Here is a 20,195-nt window from a genome sequence, read left to right on the forward strand (position 1 = left end):
AGAACCCCACCTAAAAATTGAAATAAATAAATTCACTTACTCTCGATAAATTAAGGGCTGCATAACCGAATAAAAATGCAGCTAAAAGAGCGGTTTTCATATCGTATTTTATTCTGTCTGTTAACTCGATGGAGCTTTTGAAGAACAGAACAGCTATGAAGGCTAGGATAAGACTCATGATGGCCGTGATATCGACCATTGTGCCGTATTGCGGAACAGCAGAGATAGAGAAGCGTTCCATTAGCTGTAAAAAGGAAGTCGGAAAGACATTACTTGCAAGAGAAATGCCGTTTAACCCAATCATAGCTTTTAATACGTTGATGGCATCATTCATCGACTCTGCACGAAAGAAAACCCAAGCCGCATTAACAAAGTTAAACGTAAGGAGCCAAGCAGCCCACGTGCTGAGTGTCCACCCTGTTTTCTTCCAAAGGCGATAAATGATGGATGCTCCTCCATGCATCATCCCCCACACAATGAAGGTCCACCCTGCACCATGCCAAAAGCCGCTAATGAAAAAAACAAGAAAGATATTAAGGAGTGTTCTTGTTTCTCCGTTTCGATTTCCTCCAAGCGGGATATAAATATATTTAGTTAAGAATTCACTTAATGTAATATGCCATCTTCTCCAAAAATCTTGAATATTTAAGGCCTTATAGGGCGAATGAAAATTCTTTGGAAGATGAATGTTAAATAAAAGAGCAAGACCGATAGCCATATCACTGTAACCGCTAAAATCAAAATAGAGTTGAAACGTATAGCTAAGTGAGACGGTCCATGCTTCAATGAGCGTTAAAGCAGCTGTTTGTCCAAATCCTTGGCTAGCAAGAGCGGCGAATTGATCGGCGATGCCAACTTTTTTAAACAGACCGATAGAAAAGATAAATAACCCTGCGGCCACATTGTCAAAGCGTAGTCGTTTATTTTCCGTTTTTGAAAATTGCGGAATCATCGACTGATGATGAACGATGGGACCTGCAATAAGCTGCGGGAAAAAGCTAACAAATAACATATAGTCGAAAAATCCGGTTTTCTTTGTTTCTCTTCGATACGTATCGACTAAGTAAGCAATTTGTTGAAAGGTAAAAAAACTAATTCCTAAAGGTAACGCCAACTTCCAAAGGTCATATTGAGTATGAAAAAGGGCATTTATATTTTCGATAAAGAAATCGGCGTATTTAAAATAAAACAGCAATCCGACATTAAACAAAATCCCCGCTGTCAGGAAAAACTGACGGGAGAACGTGCTGGTTTTCTTTATTAATAGATGACCGATGGCGTAGTTAATACAAATAGAAGCTAAAATTAACGGCACGTAACGGACGTTCCACCAGCCGTAAAAAAATAAAGAGCCTGCAATGAGATATAGCTTCGCTATAGTGGAGAACTTAAGCTTAAGCAAGAAAAAATAGAACAGAAACATAATAGGAAAAAACAAAAAAATAAATTCAAATGAATTAAACAGCAAGTTGGCAACTCCTCTTTCATCATGGTTTCTAGACGATACAAAAGCTCATAGTTGAACAGAATCCATCCGAAAAGACAATGGTCGTTCTTTAAACGAAAGACAATAGAATCATTATAGAAAAAGGTGTGCTTAAAAGTAAATGAAATGGTGAAAGCTTTTATCAAGAAGTCTCTCTATATCTTGAATAAAAAGAGACAGTTTCTACTGTTGATGCTACAGAGAGAAAAAGGCAAAAATTAATTTACTAATATAATAAAAAGGGTGTTGCGATAGGACTGTTTTTTTAGTAAGTGATGATAGATTGAAGGTTTTTTTCTCTACATATCTTCTCTTGAAAATAATGAAATCTCTAAATCATTACCAGTAAATATAACTAGAGATTAGTACCAAGTAATAAAAATTGATTGACAAGTATGAAAATGAATTGGTAGGATGAAGTCTGTAGGTATTTATTCAAAAATCAACGGAAAAGAATCCGTTTCCATTTTTAGTATAAAAAAGGAGAAAGAACGATTGGTTCATCCTGAGTTTTGTATCCTACATACTGTATAAAATTGACATTTAATCCTTTGTCTAAGTAATGGATCATCGTTTTTGTATGTGATAGTGAATGTAGCGTCATCTTTTTGTGTTTGACGAACATCAATTAAGATATCACTCCATGCTTTGTCAGACGAAGGGCCTAAAAGGAAAGGGGTCTAAAGATGAAGGAGCTTCATACATTTGGATGGTATGCTGCGCGTATATCTCCACATTTACCAAAGGAAGCGTTTCAACCTGTTCCGTCCCGACTGTTTGGTGGGCTGGCCTATTTATTAGTCATTGTGGCAGGTTTTCTGACGATTGGTTTATTTGATTTAAGCGCTTGGATTTATTTACCGATTGCAATCGTATTAGGCTTATGTTTTGCTGGAATGGGACTACTAGGGCATGAAATTTTACACGGAACCGTTGTAAGGAAGCCGTGGTTGAGAGACCTTTGCGGGGCAATTGCATTCTTTCCGTTAACGACTGGTCCAAAACTGTGGAGAAAATGGCATAACATGACACACCATATTCATACACAGAATGATGAAAAAGATCCTGATTCATGGCCGACGTTAGAAAAGATGCTCAAAAGCCGCTTTTTACGCTGGGTTTACCGTCTACCTTTATTTGTGCGTTCCTTTGCAGAGTTTAGTTTTTTAATGATTGAATTTACACTTCACTCTACAAGAATGTTCGTACATTTTATTAAGCAATTTAACCCAAAGACCAAACCAACTGTTTGGCTGCAATTGTTGCTGCCTTGGGTTACGTGGATTAGCTTGCTCTTTATTATGGGACCTCAAAAGTGGTTTTTTGCTTTCTTATTGCCGCTTTTCATCGGAAATTTTATTGTAATGGCCTATATTTCAACGAATCACCGTTTAAATCCACTTGTACCTGTTAATGATCCGTTGGCAAACAGTTTATCAGTTACAGTACCAAAGTGGGTAGATGTGCTACATTTTAATTTCTCTTATCATACAGAGCATCATTTATTCCCAGGAATAAGCTCAAAATACTATCCTTTAGTGAAAGAGCAAATTAAACGGATGTGGCCGGATCGTTATCATGAGATGCCAATGGGACAAGCTCTTAAAGCTCTTTGGAAAACACCGAGAATTTATTATCAAGAAAAAGACTTGATCGACCCTCATGCAGGGCATGTGTATGGTTCACTCGGACATGGATTTGATCCAAATAACATTCGTTACCGCAAGATTAATTTAAAAAAGGATGCACCGATCGCTCCAAGATTTGTGTCAAAACAAACACATCGCTAAAAAGAGTGCATAAGTAAAGCCGCTTCGAATAGGAGGCGGCTTTTTTATTTTAATATAATAAAAAGTGGTGAAACAGGTGACACCGAGGGTGAGGAGAAAACGTGCATTTTCAAGGGAAGGTAAGGAGACGATAGATAAAAGATGTTAAAATGGAAAAAGCAATTGTTTACATGAGGGAGCAGAATTAACTTTAGTAAAGAGGGAGAACAGAAGTGAATAAACATGTTAATCATTTGACAGGCGCTTCAGCGGTTTCGCAAGATACTATCATTTTAGAGCATTACGGGCTGAATGAATTAAATTTTGAATCTGTTAAAAGCTATCGCCAACGTTTTTTGTCAATCAAGCCCCTTCATCCCTGGAACGGTCTTGAGACAAAAGATTTTCTTTATAAAATTGGGGCTTGGGGAAAACAAAGAAATGCGAGCACAGAAGGATTAACGCTAGCTGGCTTATTAATGTTTAGTGAAGAACGAATTATTACAGAGGTTTTGCCCCAATACTTTTTAGAATACCGTGAAAATTTGACTGATATAATAAGTGGTGATTGGTCAACACGGTTTACATCTCAAGATGGAACGTGGTCGGGTAATCTTCATGATTTTTATTTTAAGGTAATGGAGCAGTTAACAGGAAACTGGATGACTGGACGGTCAGAGAAGTTGGCGCAAGAAGAAAATCGCCAATTGTTGGCGTCCTCTTTTCATGAAATTTTAATCAATGCGATTGTGCATACGGATTATCATGGTGAAGGAGGAATTATTGTTGAAAAAGAAGGGGATTTTGTTCAATTTTCTAACCCTGGAATGCTGCGAATGCCCCCTGAACAAGCTATACAAGGAGGCATAACCCAGCTATTGAATCCCACTTTATTCAAGATGTTTATTCTTATTGATTTATGCAAGCGAGCGGGATCGGGTTTAAAAAGTGCTGATTTAGCATGGCGTCACTTGTATGATGAAGGGCTGGAGATCGTTCAAAATGTCCAAACAAAACGAGTCATTCTTACATGTCATCTACAAACATCTTCTATGGGAAATAATGAGAAATGGGACCAGGGGATCGGACAAAAAAGAGGTGATGGATTTTTGGGAAATAATGAAAAAACTCCAGAAATCACGGACTCATCAAACTCCTTGAATAAAGAAAAAGACTCCTATATTAAAGGGTATAACTTCTACAATAAAGATTTTAACTCATACAATAATGGTCAAAACTCCTATATTAAAGGGGATGACTCCTTGAATAACAGGATTAACTCCTTTAATAAATCTGCCAACTCATTTAATAAAGAAGGGAACTCCTCTAATAAAATAGAAGAGTGGGCCCATCATGAGGATGACTGGAGCGTTGATAATGATGGGTCTAACGAACAAGAGGAGACAGCACTGACTCAGATAGAGCAAGAAGATACCTTCTCTATTGAAGAACGAGAGGAAAATGGGGGGCGTGAGGAAACGGAGCGTCAATTATGGGAAATTTCCGAGATTGCTAGAAGAAAGAAGCGATTAAGTCCTGCGCAAATGGAAGCGATTATTATCGAACTTGTGGCGAAGAGACCACTCATGTTAAAAGAGCTTGCTTCCTTATTAGAAAGAACGCCTGACGGCTTGAGAAATAACTACTTGGGGAAACTAGTGAATGAAGGGCGCATCCAATTGCAATATCCAAAGCGACCAAACCATCCGAAGCAAGCGTATATGAGACGAGCAAGAAAGTAGAAAGTTGGTTGAACGACTTGCATGACCCGTCATGGACACGATCCTTTTCCTGACGGGTTTTCGACTATTATGAAACTTGTATAAAATAAAAAGTAGGAGAGGCGAATGATGAAGCAAACAAAAACGAATGCGATGCGCATACTGGATGCACAAAAAATAAGCTATCGTGTCATGACTTATGACAACAAGGATGGGCAAATTGATGGTCTTTCCGTTGCGCAAAAAATAGGCAAAGATGTGTCGCTCGTTTATAAAACACTTGTTGCAAAAGGAAGCAATCGCCAATTGTATGTATTTGTCATACCGGTAGCAGAAGAACTAGATTTAAAGAAAGCAGCAAAAGCAGCAAACGAAAAGAAAATAGAGATGCTTCCAGTAAAAGAGATTCAAACATGGACCGGATATGTGAGAGGGGGCTGCTCACCTGTTGGAATGAAAAAATCTTATCCGACATTTCTTGATGAAAGCGCTCTATCCTTAGAGGGAATAGTTGTAAGCGGCGGGAAAATCGGCATTCAAGTGGAAATGAAAACGATTGACTTACAGGCAGTAACATCTGCCTTGATAATGAATCTGATAAAATAATGGTCTTTTTACTTGTACGGCTTTTTAACAAGATGAGCGCGGTTGAATGTTAGCGGGCAGTCAGCTGATAGAGAAAGAATATACATGTTACAATAGGAAAAGAGAAAAATCATTGGAGATAAATTTCCATGAATGGATCCATATTGAAAGGATGTTTAGATGAGTAAAACATTAGTATTAGCAGAGAAACCTTCGGTAGGACGAGATTTGGCACGTGTATTAAACTGCACGAAAAAAGGAAACGGTTTTTTGGAAGGAAGTCAATACATCGTAACGTGGGCGTTAGGTCATTTAGTGACATTGGCAGACCCAGAAGCTTACGATGATAAATATAAATCATGGAATTTGGAAGATTTGCCGATGCTTCCTTCTCAACTAAAATTGGTGGTCATTAAGAAAACCGGCAAGCAATTCCAAGCGGTTAAAGCTCAAATGAATCGCAAAGATGTGAAAGAGATTGTCATCGCGACTGATGCGGGGCGTGAAGGAGAGCTTGTGGCACGCTGGATTATTGAAAAGGCGCGTATTCAAAAGCCCCTCAAACGGTTATGGATCTCATCAGTTACAGATAAAGCCATTAAAGAAGGGTTTCGCCGTTTGAAGGACGGGAAAGAATATGAGCATTTATACGATTCGGCTGTGGCTCGTGCAGAAGCGGATTGGGTGGTCGGAATTAATGCAACTCGTGCCTTGACGTCAAAGTATAATGCTCAGCTTTCTTGCGGTCGTGTGCAAACACCGACATTGGCGATGATTGCCAAGCGGGAAGAAGAGATTAAACAGTTTAAACCAAGAACGTTTTATGGCATTCAGGCAGTCACAGAACATGTAAAGCTAACATGGCAAGATGAAAAAACGAACGATATTAAAACATTCTCGAAAGAAAAAGCCGATCAGCTCCTTGCCAGTCTTAAAGGGAAAAAGGCTGATATTATGGAAGTTGAAAAATCATATAAAAAGAGTTATGCCCCGCAACTATATGATTTAACTGAACTTCAGCGAGAGGCACATAAAAAATTCAATTATTCTGCAAAAGAGACACTTTCTATTTTACAAAAGCTTTACGAGCATCATAAAATTGTCACTTATCCAAGGACAGATTCTCGCTATTTATCAACAGATATGGTTGAAACATTGAAAGAACGTGTGGAAGCTTGCAGTATGAAGCCTTACAACCAGCTTGCATTCAAATTGCTAAAACAGCCAATCAAAGGTAACAAATCATTTGTCGATGACAGCAAAGTATCGGATCATCATGCGATTATTCCAACGGAGCAATCGGTACTGTTAAGCTCTTTAAGTGATAAAGAACGAAAGATTTATGATTTAGTCGTCAAGCGCTTTTTAGCAGTTCTTTTCCCGCCATTTGAATATGAGCAAACAACCATTAAGGCTAAAATCGGCGAAGCGTCCTTTCGAGCAAAAGGCAAAGTGGTTCGTTCACAAGGATGGAAAGAGGTATATGAAAATCGCTACGATGATGATGCCGCAAATGATGACATTGCTGAGCAAACCCTGCCTCCGTTAAAAAAGGGTGATGTATTGGACGTTCTATCCTTGCATGAAACAAAAGGAGAGACAAGACCACCTGAACGCTTTAATGAAGGCACGTTGCTTTCGGCTATGGAAAATCCAGTGAGATATATGGAAAACGAAAGCAAAGAGTTGAAAAAGACGCTTGGGGAAACGGGTGGACTTGGAACGGTTGCGACAAGAGCAGATATTATTGAAAAGTTATTTAATAGCTTTTTAATTGAAAAGAAAGGAAAAGATTTAGTTATTACATCAAAAGGGAAGCAACTTTTAGAGTTGGTACCGGATGAGTTAAAATCACCAGATTTGACCGCTCAATGGGAACAAAAACTAGGAGCCATTGCGAAAGGTTCCATGAAAAAACAAGCATTCATTAAAGAAATGAAAGACTACGCCAAAACGGCAGTGAATCAAATTAAAAACAATGAAAAGAAATTTAAACATGATAATTTAACTGGCAGCCGATGCCCGGATTGTGGCAAATTGATGCTAGAAGTAAACGGAAAAAAAGGAAAGATGCTCGTTTGTCAGGATCGTGAGTGCGGTCATCGTAAAAACATTTCCAAGCAAACGAACGCAAGATGCCCGAATTGTCATAAACGTCTTGAACTTCGAGGTGAAGGAGAGGGGCAAGTATTTGCTTGTAGCTGCGGTCATCGTGAAAAATTGTCAACCTTCAACGAGCGTAAGAAAAAAGAGAAGAACGGGAAAGTATCTCGAAAAGACATTAATAAATATTTAAAAAATCAAGATCAAGAAGAGCCGTTGAACAATCCGTTTGCAGAAGCCTTAGCTAAATTAAAATTAAAAGAATAAATGAATGAAAGGAGGGCCAGCAGGTCCTCCTTTTTCTTAGGCGTTCACCTATTAACCGCTCCGTTCATATGTTAGCCTATGTGACAATACATTTTGACTTTCATGAAAAAGGAGCGGTTTGAATGAAGGGGAATATCATCAATTATTATGCTGGCGGTAATACAGCACGAGGGTTTTACAGTTTGTATGAATCGAACCTGGAAAACATGGATCGACTGTTCATTTTAAAAGGTGGACCTGGTACAGGGAAATCCACTCTCATGAAACAAATCGGGGAAGATTGGAACGAGCAAGGATATGATATTCAATATTTGCATTGCTCCTCTGATAATCAATCCATTGATGGTGTTATTATTGAACAACTGAAAGTGGCCGTTGTAGACGGTACCGCTCCTCATATCATTGAACCGAAATATCCTGGTGCCGTGGAAGAGTATGTCAACCTCGGATTGGCATGGGATTCAAGCAAATTGATGGCGCAGAAGGAACAGATTATCCAATACACAGAAAAAATTCGTGCAGCTTTTCAGCAGGCATACGGTTGCTTTGCTGAGGCATTGCGTATCCATGATGATTGGGAGAAAATTTACATTAAAAACATGAATTTTTCAAAAGCCAATGCTTTGACAGAACAAGTAATTCAACGTTTAGTTGGCCAACAGACAGCCGAGAAAAAAGCAGATGTTCGCCATCGCTTTCTTGGAGCGGCTACACCGAAAGGAGCAGTTGATTTTGTTCCTAATTTAACGGAAGGTGTAGCGAAGCGTTATTTTATTAAAGGACGACCCGGCTCAGGTAAATCAACGATGTTGAAAAAGATTGCAGCAACGGCTGAACAAAGTGGATTTGATGTGGAAATTTATCATTGCGGGTTTGATCCGAAAAGCTTGGATATGGTCATTGTGAGGGAGTTAGACTTTGCAATCTTTGATAGCACCGCTCCTCATGAATACTTTCCTGAGCGAGATTCAGATGAGATTATTGATATGTATGAAGCTATTATTACAGCAGGGACCGATGAGAAATACGCCGATCAACTTGCCGAAATTTCGAGTCAGTATGCCTCCAAGATGAAAGAAGCGATTTCGTATTTGGCGGGTGTGAAGTCTTTACGGGATGAATTAGAAGCGATTTATATTGAAGCAATGGATTTTAATGTGGTTAATCAAATATGTGAGGATCTTCAACGACAAATTGAGCAAATCGCAGAAAACAAATAATAATCAAAAAGAGGCGGTTTCATCCGCCTCTTTTTGATTATTTCACCTGAACTTCTACCCCGAAATGGTCGGATACGATTGATTTATTGAGGCCATTAAAGATCACTTGAGAAGATAAAACAGGGATCGGCTGATTCGTTAAGATTAAATCAATGCGCAAATCTTGCTTATTTTTATCCCAACCGGCAATGTTACCTTTGACGGTAATACCGCTGTCTGTTTCTTCCGCTAAGTGGTAGGTATCATATACGCCTTGTTTGACGGTATAGTCATACCCTTCTCCGCGAATAAAGGCATTATTATTAAAATCGCCCATCCAAAACGTAAGCATCTCTTGTTTCGTTTGTTGCATTAAGGCGTCTACTTGCTGTTGGAACGGTTCTTCTTCATCTTCCCACCAGCCAAGATGGCAGGAATAAAAGGTTATTGGCTGCTGATGATAATCTATTTGGACCCCAACGATTTTCCGTGTTTTCCAGTAGTTCGTATCTTCGCTTTTAGAGATGAAGAAGGAATAATCTTGTACGATGGGATGCTTCGTTAAAATCGCCAATCCTTCTTCATATACCTCATAGCCAATATGGGCAAAGTCCCAAACGAGTTCATAGTCAGTTACTCCAAGTGTTCGCAGTTCTTCCAGCAGGACGACCGCGAAGTTATCTTCTTTTAATATCCCGGAAATAACAGGGGCATTGATGGACTGACTGACTTCTTGGAGTGCAATGACATCATATGATTTTTCTTTAATGGTTTCCGCCAAATGTTTAATTTTTTCCCATTGCTGTTCTTCTTGCCAAGCATGGCAGTTCAGCGTCAAAAGTTTCATGGCATTAAGCCCCTAAACGGTCTTGAATATCGGACTTTAATACGTCTGCTTTTGGACCGTAAATTGCTTGGACGCCCTTATCCTTGACGATTAATCCAAGTGCGCCATTTTGCTTCCATTGCTGTTCTCCCGCAACGACATTGGCATCTTTTACGGTGACGCGAAGGCGAGTCATGCAGGCATCAACATCTTCAATATTGTCATGTCCGCCTAATAAACCAATGATAGTAGAAGCAAGTGATTGATCATTCGTTTTGCCTGTCTCACTGTTTTGTGCTGCTGGAGTTGTTTCTTCTTCAATGTAGTTACCCGCACGCCCTGGTGTTGGGAAATTGAACTTTTTGATTAACACGTTTGCTACGGCAAAGTTTAATCCAAAGAAGACAAGGGAAGCAATCACAAAATTCACAAGATCAACCCAAAGACCGGCTTTAACAATCATTGGTGTCCGTGTTAATAACTCGATGATTCCAAACGAATGGACACGAATATCAATAATGTCAACGATTGCGAAAGCGAAGCCTGTCATAATAGCATAAGCCACATAAAGAATAGGTGCTGCGAACATGAACATAAATTCAATTGGTTCAGTTACGCCTGTTAAGAATACAGCTAATCCTGCAGAGAGAAACATTGATTTATATTTTGAACGTTTTTCTTTGTCAACATTGCGGTACATCGCGAACGCAATACCGAGTAAGGCTGCACAAGAAAGAATCATTTGTCCTACTTTAAAACGTGCAGGTGTTACGTCGTTTAATAACTGATTGTAGCTGGCTGTGTCACCTGCTGCCAAAAAGTTGTTTAAATCAGCAATCCAAGCAAGCCATAATGGGTCTTGTCCTGCAACCGTTTGCCCTGCGCTTGAACCTGTTAAGATCGTATAAGTGCCTCCAAGCTCTGTGTAATTCATCGGAACTGTCAGCATATGGTGAAGTCCGAATGGCAATAATAAACGCTCTAATGCACCAAAGATAAATGGAGCAATGATTGGAGCCGTATCACGAGAAGAAGCAATCCAACGTCCGAAATCATTTAATAAACCTTGAACGAAAGGCCATAATAGAGCTAATACGATAGCGGTTACAACAGAACCTACAATGACCACGAATGGTACAAATCGTTTTCCGTTAAAGAAAGAAAGAGATTGTGGTAATTTGTCATAGTTATAGTATTTATTAAAAAGGTTAGCGCCCAAAAATCCAGAAATAATCCCTACGAATACACCCATATTCAATGCAGGTGCCCCTAAAATTGATGTAAAGTAATCTTTTACAACTAACTCACTGCCGATTAATGATGTGACGGTTGCTTCAGGATCGGCCAGCATGGCACCGTTTACACCGAAAATCGCACCTGTGATTCGGTTAATTAATATAAACGCAATTAATGCGGCAAATGCTCCGCCAGCTCGTTCTTTTGCCCATGATCCACCAATGGCGACTGCAAACAGTACATGCAAGTTGACGATAATTCCCCAACCGATGTCTTCCATCACACGTGCAATCGTTTGCAAAAATGCAATATCACCAGTAGACATGCCAATTAATTTGCCAAGGGAAATCATAATTCCTGCAGCTGGCATAACCGCTACAACTACTAGTAACGCTTTACCAAACTTTTGCCAAAAATCAAAAGAAGCAAATTTCATCTTAAACTCCTCCTTATGTATACGTTTTCTTTATAGTGAAAATAAAAGGTGTAAAATTATGATGAATTCAATTTGAACGATTCATCTTTTATGAAAATATAGTGCAATCGCTTGCACTCATTTATTTTAATCAAAACTTTTTCATATTGCAATAGAAAAGTAGGAAATAATTTCTTTTACCATATAAATCAATCTAGCAAATTTAGTATGACCAAAGAGCGGTCATCTGCTTAGGTGAACCTTTAAATGATTATTCAGGAGGGATAAAGAACCTTTTGTGGACACTTTTCCCTTAAATCAAGCAGTTTGAAACGATTAAGTGAAATTTGTATCCATCAATACATAAAACCCTCTTCAAAAAGAATATGAGTTCTTTTCGAAGAGGGGATGGTTAGGTTAAAAGATTTTGGATTACGCGATGAGTTAAATTTGGGACAATTTCTAAGGAGTAAGCCATTTCCATTCGCTCAAATTTTTTATGGGCATCTAATCCGTAAGGACCAATGTTAATGACAGGCACGTTAATGTCTCGGATGTCTTGATAATGAACGTAGTGCTTTGTTCCCCATCCAGGATTATTACGTGTAACGGCTTCGATGGATGCTTCATCGTCACTTAAAGCGACAAAGCTCATATCTGAAATATAAGGGAAGAAATGCCGTGTTGTAATAGGAGAGTGATAGAATGGTTGAATTTCAGTGACAGCCTCTTCCAATGCTTTCGTTAAGTTTCGTTCCTTTTCTGTTTCCCCCGTCATCTCAATTCTTGGTGAATAAAGGGATGAGTAGAACAGAATGATGGCTGGATGTTTATCTCTCATCCATTTCCATGCCTCTTCTACCACTCGCGCTGCAAACATACGGGTATCTAACGTTGAATCTAACAGTAGCTCTTCTTTAAACTTGTCTATATGCTCTTCATATAAATAACCATGTTCGTCGACGAGCTGTTGATGCATTTCCTCATACGTCATCACACGGGAACGCCATGGAGCCGGATTGTACGGCTCACCGCTTAATTCACTATATCCTTTCGCTCGTTTCGCAAACAAAGAAAGGGCGTGATCAAAAGCGATTTCAGCTTGTCTTTTTAATTTCTCTAGTACTTCTCTTGGGGTCCATGAGTAAATGAAAAAGTTATAGTAGACGTAAGCTGATAACGCCGTCTGTACCGTATAAGAAGGCTTTAAATCGGTTTGCTTTAAAGAAACAGGAGGAACCGTCACTTCGCCGTAAGCTTCATTGCATAACTCGGGATTATAATTGATTTGTTTCGTTAATTCAGCGGCAATAAGATTTGGATCGAGCCCTTCAAAACAAGAGCCTACATGAGTTTCTGCTCCTGTAATAAAAAAGGAAGGAAGGAGCTTTCCGACTGTTCCTTTATAAATATAGCGATTCGGGTCTCCTTCAAATCGTGGCGAGACAAAATCAGCATTAATAGCGGCTACATAGTCGAACTGGTGTTGTTGCTTCCATTCCTTTAGAACTTTAATAGCAGAGAGAATGCCATGTGAGCTATCTTCTTCATCGCATTCGGCCACGAGGACAAGATTGCCCTCCAGCTCTTCAGGATGTTCTGAATAGTATTTTAACAGATAAAGGTGACTGGCTACCCCACTTTTCATGTCAAGTGTGCCTCGACCAAATAGCCAATCGCCAGAATGGAGATGCTCTTGAATACTAGGGGGGAGAGCTTCGTGCTTTAATGCTTCCATAAGCTGATCTGGATGACACGCTTGTGACTGAAGTTGATTGAAATCATCGATTCCGACCGTATCTATATGCCCCATTAAAATGACAGTTTTGTTACTTGCCTTTTTCGTTCCTTTTATAAAAGCTAAGACATTATAACGTTCACGGTCATCGTTGACCGTTTGAGCTTTCATTATATGAGAAGGATTTTCTGAAAAATAAGGAAAAGAAGAAATGAGCGTAAAGAGGGCTTGAGCCATGACTTTTTCTCCATCTGTATTCACGATGCTTTCAATGTTGACAAGCTGCTTCGTAAAAGATAAAACATCTTCGCGGCAATCTAACATACTTAAAGCTCCTTTGCTTCATGGAAACCTCTTTTAAATAGCAATCTAAAAAAGACCCCACGTTTCATGATTTTATTAAGCTTTCGATTTTATATGGAACATTCCCTTTTAAAAAACGTATTTATAAAAGAATAAAGTTGCTTTTTAACTAAATTTAAACGATTATATAGGAGAAAAGTCACGATTTTTGATTGCTAGAAAGGTAATCTACAGTGTGCTGAAGCAAAAGCTAAAACTTTCTTCTATTCTCTAGGCTCGATATAATGAGATTAAGTGAAAACATTTATCTCAATATCGCCAAAACTGTATAAGTAGAGGGTGGAAACAATTGGTATCAACGAAAGTATCTTTGATTACAGGAAGCGGAACAGGGCTTGGAAAACGGACAGCGATGGAACTGGCAGCTAAAGGGTTTCATCTTGTGTTGAATTATGTCAAGAGCGAACAAAGAACAAGGGAACTGGCGCAGTCCTTAGAACAAACGTATGGAATCCGTGTGTTGGTAGTGAAAGGTGATGTTTCTCGGTTTGAAGATTGTCAAGCAATGGTAACGGAAGCGATGGCGCATTTTGGCCGAATTGATGTTTTAGTTAACAATGCGGGACCATATGTATTTGAACGCAAAAAAATGGCAGAGTATGAAATTGATGAATGGAATTATATGATTAACGGCAATTTAAATAGCGTCTTTTACCTTTGTAAACTGATTCTTCCTTCGATGCGTCAACAGGGGGGAGGCAGAATCATTAACATTGGCTTTGATCGGGCCGAAACGGCTCCGGGATGGAAATACCGTTCCGCTTTTGCGGCTTCAAAAGCAGGGCTTGTCTCTTTAACCAAAACGCTCGCGATAGAAGAGGCAAAACATAAAGTAACGGTTAATATGGTATGTCCAGGAGATATTGTTGGGGAATGGAAAGAGGCGGATATTAATCAAGCCAAAGAGCAATTGGATGCCGCCACACCTGTGCAACGGGCAGGAACAGGGGAAGATATTGCTAGAATGATTTCGTTTTTATGTGAAGAACAGTCAGATTTTATTACAGGTGCTGTTATTTCGGTAACAGGAGGAAAAGATGTACTAGCTAAAGTAAGGGACTAGCAAGACAAAAGAGAAATAGCGTGAAGGTATGTAAAAATTTTACCTTACTTTGCTGAATGGGAAAATAATGGAGAGTTTTATGAATGATACTAAAAATAAAAAATTAAAGGTCATTGTGATTGTAGCGGTTTTAATGTTGACGGGTCTTGTAGCTGTAAACGTAGTCGCATCGTATATCAGTGTTAAAAAAAATGTAGAATTATCCATTGCCAGTCAAAGTGTGAGAGTGGCAAAGCAGACAGCGGATTCGATTGATGTTGAACAATATAAGCGTTTCTTGGAACATCGAACACGAGATAAGGACTTTTGGGAGTTAACATCGTATTTAAATGATACGAGAGAAAAAACGGGAGCTCTTTACCTGTATACTTTTGAAATTAAGGACCCTAAACAGGCTTATTCTCTTATTGTCACAGGATTTGAGGATGATGTGCAGTATGACATTGGAATACCTTGCACCATTCCTGAAGGACAATTAAGACAGGCATTGAATGGGAACACCTATTTTACGTCGGTTATTGAAGATAAAAGGTATGGAACGTATATCTCGGCAGGCGCCCCAATTAAAGATACGGATGGCACCATTATTGGCTATGTAGGAATTGATATGGACGTCCAAGTATTGAAAGAAATTGAGCGGAAAGTGTTCCAACATAACGCTGCTTCTTTTTTATTTAGTATTGTTTTTGTTATCATTCTTCTCATGGCTTTTTACTCTTTGCAAAAATGGTATGGAAAAGAGCTGAATAAAGAGGTGGGGGATACAGAGGCGACGTATCAAGAGGAGCTACATTCACTGTTTGATGCTCTTCGTTCCATTCGTCACGATTATTTGAATCACATTCAAGTGCTTCACGGATTGTTGAAGATTGGGAAGTATGAAATGGCGAAAGAGTATATGGATTCTTTAGTGAAGGAAGCAAGGGTCTTTGATGCGGTGCCGATGGAAGTAGATCATCCAGCGTTATTAGTGCTGTTTCAAGCGAAAAAGGTGCTCGGGCAGACAAATAAAGTATCAGTGGAATTGGATATAGACAAAGATCCGTTTGAAAAGATGAAAACGACAGATTTAATTAAAGTGTTATCGAATCTAATTGATAACGCAATTGAAGCTGCCCTTCAGATGGAAGAGGGGCATCGAACGGTAGACATTTCCTGCAAACGAAAACCGAGTCATTACGTCTTTAAAGTAGAGAATTCCGGACCGGTCATCCCAAAGGCAATACAAGAAGAGATTTTCAAATCGGGGTATTCTACGAAAGCAGAAAAAGCAGGGAAGATAAGAGGGCAAGGGCTATTCATTGTACAGGAAACGGTGGCGAAATATAAAGGTACGATTTCCCTTCATTCATCAGATGGAAAAACTTCTTTTGAAATTTGGATTCCAATAGATGGTCAGTTGTGAAGTGGAGATGACGATTCTGTATCGATTTACGATTAAAAGAATTTCCTTTCAATGGAATTGATGTTTAATCATTCAAAAAAGCGGTTATTCCATTAGTGTAGCAAAGAAAAAACTAGTGGATGAGGAGCGATTGAAATGGAAAAGCAACATGTAGTTGAGCAAAATGGAAGCGTGGATACAAACCAGGTGGACAAGGTTATTCAACGTATGGATGATGAAAGAATCGAGGACATCACCGCTAATTTTGATTCATTTAAAAGCTATTTAAACGGCAAGGTTGAACTAGGGAAAAAGCTCGGGTTGAGCGAAGAACAATTGGCGAAAGCAGCAGAAAAAATTGCCGGTTACTTAGCTTCTAATGCAGAACCGAAAAACCGCGAAGAGAAGTTGCTGCAAGAATTATGGCAAGTTGGGAATGAAGAACAGCAACATATGCTTGCTCATATGCTTGTTCGTTTAGTCGAGGAAAAGTAAGAAAAGCTTTGTCATTCAACCTATAAAAAGAGAAGCATCACGGTTCTCTCGTTTCGTAATAGGTAAACGAGAAGAGTGGTGCTTTTCTTTATTCCGCCTCAACCATAACGAGGCAAAGATGCTATAATAGTAAAATAAAGGAATTAGAAATTTCTTTTCTAAAATAAACATACATACGAACAAAAGCAAATGACCATGATAGTTAGAGCAGAAAGAGGGGATAAAAGATGATTAAATGCATCGCAAGCGATATGGATGGAACGCTTGTCAATACCCGGCATACGATAAGTGTGGAGAATGCAGACGCGATTCGCCAAGCACAATCTAAAGGGGTAGAGGTAGTCATTGCGACAGGCCGATCCTATGAAGAGGCACGATTTGTATTAGAGGAAGCAGGGATTGTTTGTCCGATTATTTGTGTGAATGGAGCGGAAGTACGTTCATCAGAAGGAGAAAGGGTCTATTCGGTCCCATTAGGAAATGATAAAGCGAAACATATCGCGTCATTGCTAAAGGATTTAAATATTTACTTTGAGGTTTATACAAATAAAGGCACGTATTCAGAGGATTATGAAAAAGCATTATCCGTCGTGTTAGATATTTTTATGAGTGCCAATAAACAACAGAATTACGAAGAAGCGCTGGAGGGAGCAAAAGAGCGTTTTGAAAAAGGAAGAGTCCACTTGATTGATAGCTATACACCATTATTTGATGACGAAGAGGTGGAAGTTTATAAGCTATTAGCTTTTTCTTTTGACGCAGAAAGACTGGAAAAAGCGGAGCAAATCTTGCTTGAAAGTGGTCGAATTGCCGTTAGTTCTTCTGGCTTTGAAAACTTGGAAATTACGCATGTGGACGCTCAAAAAGGTAAAGCTTTAGCTCAATTTGTTGAAAAAAGAGGCATTTCTTTGTGGGAAACGATGGCCATTGGAGATAGTTATAATGATATTTCCATGTTTGAGCTAGTAGGAAGAGCGGTCGCGATGGGAAATGCCCCATCAGATATTCAAAACAGATGTCATATGGTTACGGCAACAAACGATGAGAAAGAAAATGGGGTTGAAAAAGCAATTATACAAGCACTGAATGAAATGCTATAAGCATGGACGCAAGCAGAAGCCTTTATGGAGTAGAAAACGAACCCCCTAGAAACGTATGTGCATGTTTCTAGGGGGTTCTCATATCAAATGGAGCATTTAATTTTGGATCGTTGCTTGTTCTTTTGTCTCCACATAGTTTCGGTAAGCGCCGTGATTGGTTGGTCCAACGTACTCATTTAGTGGGAAAGAGTGGCGAATCGCTTCTGTAATAAAGGCTTTCGCTGTTAAAATCGCCTCTTTTACCGGCTTGCCTTTAGCAAGTTCGGCTGTAATGGCAGCTGAGTACGTGCATCCTGCTCCATGAGTCCATGTCGTATCAATACGGTCGGACTCTAATAGATCGAACGTCGTTCCATCATACAAGACGTCAACTGCTTTTTCATGTTGCAATTTTCCTCCGCCTTTAACGAGGACGTATTTCGCTCCTAGCTGGTGAATTTTTTCAGCAGCTTCTTTCATTTGTTCAACTGTATGAATTGCTCCGATGCCGCTCAGTTGCCCTGCCTCAAATAAATTAGGTGTAACGACGGTCGCTCTTGGAACAAGAACGTCTCGAAGGCTTTCGGCTGTCTCTGGATGCAGAACTTCGTCTTCTCCTTTACAAATCATCACCGGATCGACTACAACATTTTGAAGATGATGTTGATCAATCGTTTGTGCAGCTAATTCAATAATTTCAACAGAGCCGAGCATTCCTGTTTTTAAGGCTTGAATGCCAACACCTTCCACAATGGTTTTCAACTGAGCGCGTAATGTGTCAAGTTCAATCGGAAATACACTATGTGACCATCCGTTTGATGGGTCCATAGCTACGATCGTTGTAAGAGCCGTCATACCGTAAACGCCTCTTTCTTGGAATGTCTTTAAGTCTGCTTGAATGCCTGCGCCTCCGCTGCTATCAGAGCCTGCGATGGTAAGTGCTTTATACATAGTCATAAAAAATCCTCCCGATGCTGCTTTTTGATTAAGCAACAGTAGTGATATGTAGTAGTGAATCTGTTGAAATGTTTTTCCTAAAAAAGCGTGATGAAGATCTTCTTGCTTAGTCATAATGGTAGCGCCTCTTTGGAACCTTGTAAATGAATTTTAAAGCTTTTTCGCAGCTCTTTCGACAGAAAATTATTTCATTTGTTCTAACTGAATCCAAAGAGTAATATATTTTAGAAATTATACAAAGAAAATAAACGCTCGTGGTAGAAATTTATAAATATTTTTGATATCTTATAATTATTCTTAATGATATTTCGTTTTCCTAACATTATATTGACATACCATATATTTGTATTTATATTTATAAGCAAAAGGTGAATTTTCTATTAATTCAGAAAAGGTGTGTGCAAATGAAAATCATTGTTGGTCCGGCTCAATATGTGAGAAAACACGATGTGGTAAAAGAAGCAGGAGAGTATATGGGGAAATTTGGAAGAAAGGTTGTGGTCATTGGGGGCCAGAAAAGCTTAAACATAGTCGAGCAAGATTTACAGCAAAGCTTTACTGACCATACTGTTTCTTGTGAGGGCTTTATTTGGTATGGAGGAGAGGCTTCTCAAAAAAATATTGAAAAATTAGTAGAAGAGGTAAAGGCACGGAAAGTGGACGTTGTAGTTGGAGTAGGAGGAGGTAAAGCAATTGATACAGTGAAAGCTGTTGCCTATTATGCTAATAAGCCGCTTGTTGTTATTCCAACCATTGCCGCAACTTGTGCGGCGGCGACACCACTTACCATTTTATATAATGATGAAGGAGAATTTATCGGAATAAGTCGTGAATCAAAAGCGCCGGATTTGGTGTTAGTGGACTCTTCCATTATTCTTCAAGCCCCAGTTCGCTTCTTAGCAGCAGGGATAGGAGATACGCTTGCTAAATGGTTTGAAACAAGGGTGTCGGTGAAAAAGGCGATTCCTACTGCGTCTAATCAAACGGCTGTCGCCATTGCTTCTCAACTGTACAAAACGCTTCGAAACATTGGGGAAAAGGCGGTAAAAGGTGCTGAGAGTGGGATATTAACGCGTGAGGTCGAAGACGCTATTGATGCCATTATTTTAGTGAGTGGAAGTGTCAGCGGGTATGGCGGCGATGACTGCCGAACTGCAGCTGCACATGCGATTTACTCAGGTTTGACCATTTTTCCAGACATTCATGACACGTATCATGGAGAAATTGTGGCGTTCGGTATATTAGCCCAGCTCTGCCTGGAAGATGCAGAGGTAAGTGAAATCCATGATTTAATTCATTATTACGAAGAAGTCGGATTACCGTTTACACTCAGTCAGATGAGTGTTGGTGAATTGACTTCAGAACAGTGGAAAGAATTAGGGGATGTAACGGTTGCGATCGAAGACATGAGCAACATGCCGTTTGAGGTGACATCGGAAATGGTTGTAGAAGCGGTTCGCCGAGCAGACGAAATCGGTCGATCCTTTTTAAAAATATCCATGAAATGAG

At 39.4% G+C, this 20,195-nt stretch carries 15 protein-coding genes; 10 read left to right on the forward strand and 5 right to left on the reverse strand.

Translation table 11 applies throughout. The features are described 5' to 3' along the window. Nucleotides 1-10: 10 nt before the first annotated feature. Nucleotides 11-1,468, reverse strand: coding sequence for an MBOAT family O-acyltransferase (locus ACXAEO_RS20150; protein WP_474884451.1), 1,458 nt, complete (start codon nucleotides 1,466-1,468; stop codon nucleotides 11-13). A 704-nt stretch (nucleotides 1,469-2,172) separates the two neighbouring features. Between ACXAEO_RS20150 and desB the strand changes: the two genes are divergently transcribed. The 5 genes from desB (at nucleotide 2,173) to ACXAEO_RS20175 (ending at nucleotide 9,151) form a co-directional block, all read left to right on the forward strand. Beyond that, the gene (gene desB, locus ACXAEO_RS20155) at nucleotides 2,173-3,276 is read left to right on the forward strand and encodes a Delta(10) desaturase DesB (RefSeq protein ID WP_474884452.1); all 1,104 of its coding nucleotides are present in this window, start codon (nucleotides 2,173-2,175) and stop codon (nucleotides 3,274-3,276) included. Nucleotides 3,277-3,488: 212 nt separating this feature from the next. Further along, complete coding sequence (locus ACXAEO_RS20160) at nucleotides 3,489-4,997, forward strand: transcriptional regulator (RefSeq protein ID WP_474884454.1); 1,509 nt, start codon at nucleotides 3,489-3,491, stop codon at nucleotides 4,995-4,997. 108 nt (nucleotides 4,998-5,105) lie between these two features. Next, nucleotides 5,106-5,582, forward strand: a complete 477-nt coding sequence (ybaK, locus tag ACXAEO_RS20165; RefSeq protein WP_474885104.1) for a Cys-tRNA(Pro) deacylase — start codon at nucleotides 5,106-5,108, stop codon at nucleotides 5,580-5,582. Between the two features lie 159 nt (nucleotides 5,583-5,741). After that, nucleotides 5,742-7,931 (forward strand): DNA topoisomerase III, encoded by a 2,190-nt coding sequence (locus ACXAEO_RS20170; RefSeq protein ID WP_474884455.1) that lies wholly within the window; start codon nucleotides 5,742-5,744, stop codon nucleotides 7,929-7,931. A 122-nt stretch (nucleotides 7,932-8,053) separates the two neighbouring features. Next, nucleotides 8,054-9,151 carry a PRK06851 family protein gene (locus ACXAEO_RS20175; RefSeq protein ID WP_474884457.1) on the forward strand — a complete coding sequence of 366 codons (1,098 nt, stop codon included), beginning with the start codon at nucleotides 8,054-8,056 and terminating at the stop codon, nucleotides 9,149-9,151. A gap of 37 nt (nucleotides 9,152-9,188) precedes the next feature. On the opposite strand, the gene ACXAEO_RS20180 is transcribed toward ACXAEO_RS20175, so the two are convergent. From ACXAEO_RS20180 to ACXAEO_RS20190, 3 genes are all read right to left on the reverse strand, one after another. Continuing rightward, nucleotides 9,189-9,977, reverse strand: coding sequence for an endonuclease/exonuclease/phosphatase family protein (locus ACXAEO_RS20180; RefSeq protein WP_474884459.1), 789 nt, complete (start codon nucleotides 9,975-9,977; stop codon nucleotides 9,189-9,191). Nucleotides 9,978-9,981: 4 nt separating this feature from the next. Beyond that, the gene (locus tag ACXAEO_RS20185; protein WP_474884461.1) at nucleotides 9,982-11,628 is read right to left on the reverse strand and encodes a PTS transporter subunit IIBC; all 1,647 of its coding nucleotides are present in this window, start codon (nucleotides 11,626-11,628) and stop codon (nucleotides 9,982-9,984) included. A gap of 391 nt (nucleotides 11,629-12,019) precedes the next feature. Beyond that, nucleotides 12,020-13,669: a M20/M25/M40 family metallo-hydrolase gene (locus ACXAEO_RS20190; RefSeq protein ID WP_474884462.1), complete on the reverse strand. Its 1,650-nt coding sequence runs from the start codon at nucleotides 13,667-13,669 to the stop codon at nucleotides 12,020-12,022. A 328-nt stretch (nucleotides 13,670-13,997) separates the two neighbouring features. Between ACXAEO_RS20190 and ACXAEO_RS20195 the strand changes: the two genes are divergently transcribed. The 4 genes from ACXAEO_RS20195 to ACXAEO_RS20210 all read left to right on the forward strand — a co-directional run bounded on the left by ACXAEO_RS20195 (nucleotide 13,998) and on the right by ACXAEO_RS20210 (nucleotide 17,750). Beyond that, nucleotides 13,998-14,771, forward strand: a complete 774-nt coding sequence (locus ACXAEO_RS20195; RefSeq protein ID WP_474884463.1) for an SDR family oxidoreductase — start codon at nucleotides 13,998-14,000, stop codon at nucleotides 14,769-14,771. Between the two features lie 79 nt (nucleotides 14,772-14,850). Next, entirely contained in the window at nucleotides 14,851-16,176 is a 1,326-nt protein-coding gene (locus ACXAEO_RS20200) for an ATP-binding protein (protein ID WP_474884464.1), read from the forward strand. A 135-nt stretch (nucleotides 16,177-16,311) separates the two neighbouring features. Next, nucleotides 16,312-16,650, forward strand: coding sequence for a DUF3243 domain-containing protein (locus ACXAEO_RS20205; RefSeq protein ID WP_474884465.1), 339 nt, complete (start codon nucleotides 16,312-16,314; stop codon nucleotides 16,648-16,650). Between the two features lie 227 nt (nucleotides 16,651-16,877). Further along, a complete protein-coding gene (locus tag ACXAEO_RS20210) occupies nucleotides 16,878-17,750 on the forward strand; it encodes a Cof-type HAD-IIB family hydrolase (RefSeq protein ID WP_474884467.1) in 873 nt (290 codons plus the stop codon). 96 nt (nucleotides 17,751-17,846) lie between these two features. Here the strand turns inward: ACXAEO_RS20210 and pdxK are convergent, their stop codons facing one another. After that, on the reverse strand, nucleotides 17,847-18,686 hold the full coding sequence (pdxK, locus tag ACXAEO_RS20215) for a pyridoxine/pyridoxal/pyridoxamine kinase (protein ID WP_474885107.1): 840 nt from the start codon (nucleotides 18,684-18,686) through the stop codon (nucleotides 17,847-17,849). A gap of 404 nt (nucleotides 18,687-19,090) precedes the next feature. On the opposite strand from pdxK, the gene ACXAEO_RS20220 reads away from it, so the two are divergent. Further along, nucleotides 19,091-20,194: an iron-containing alcohol dehydrogenase family protein gene (locus ACXAEO_RS20220; RefSeq protein WP_474884469.1), complete on the forward strand. Its 1,104-nt coding sequence runs from the start codon at nucleotides 19,091-19,093 to the stop codon at nucleotides 20,192-20,194. The last annotated feature ends 1 nt before the right edge of the window (nucleotide 20,195 follow it).

Source organism: Bacillus sp. ABA4_010 (genome assembly GCF_056159105.1).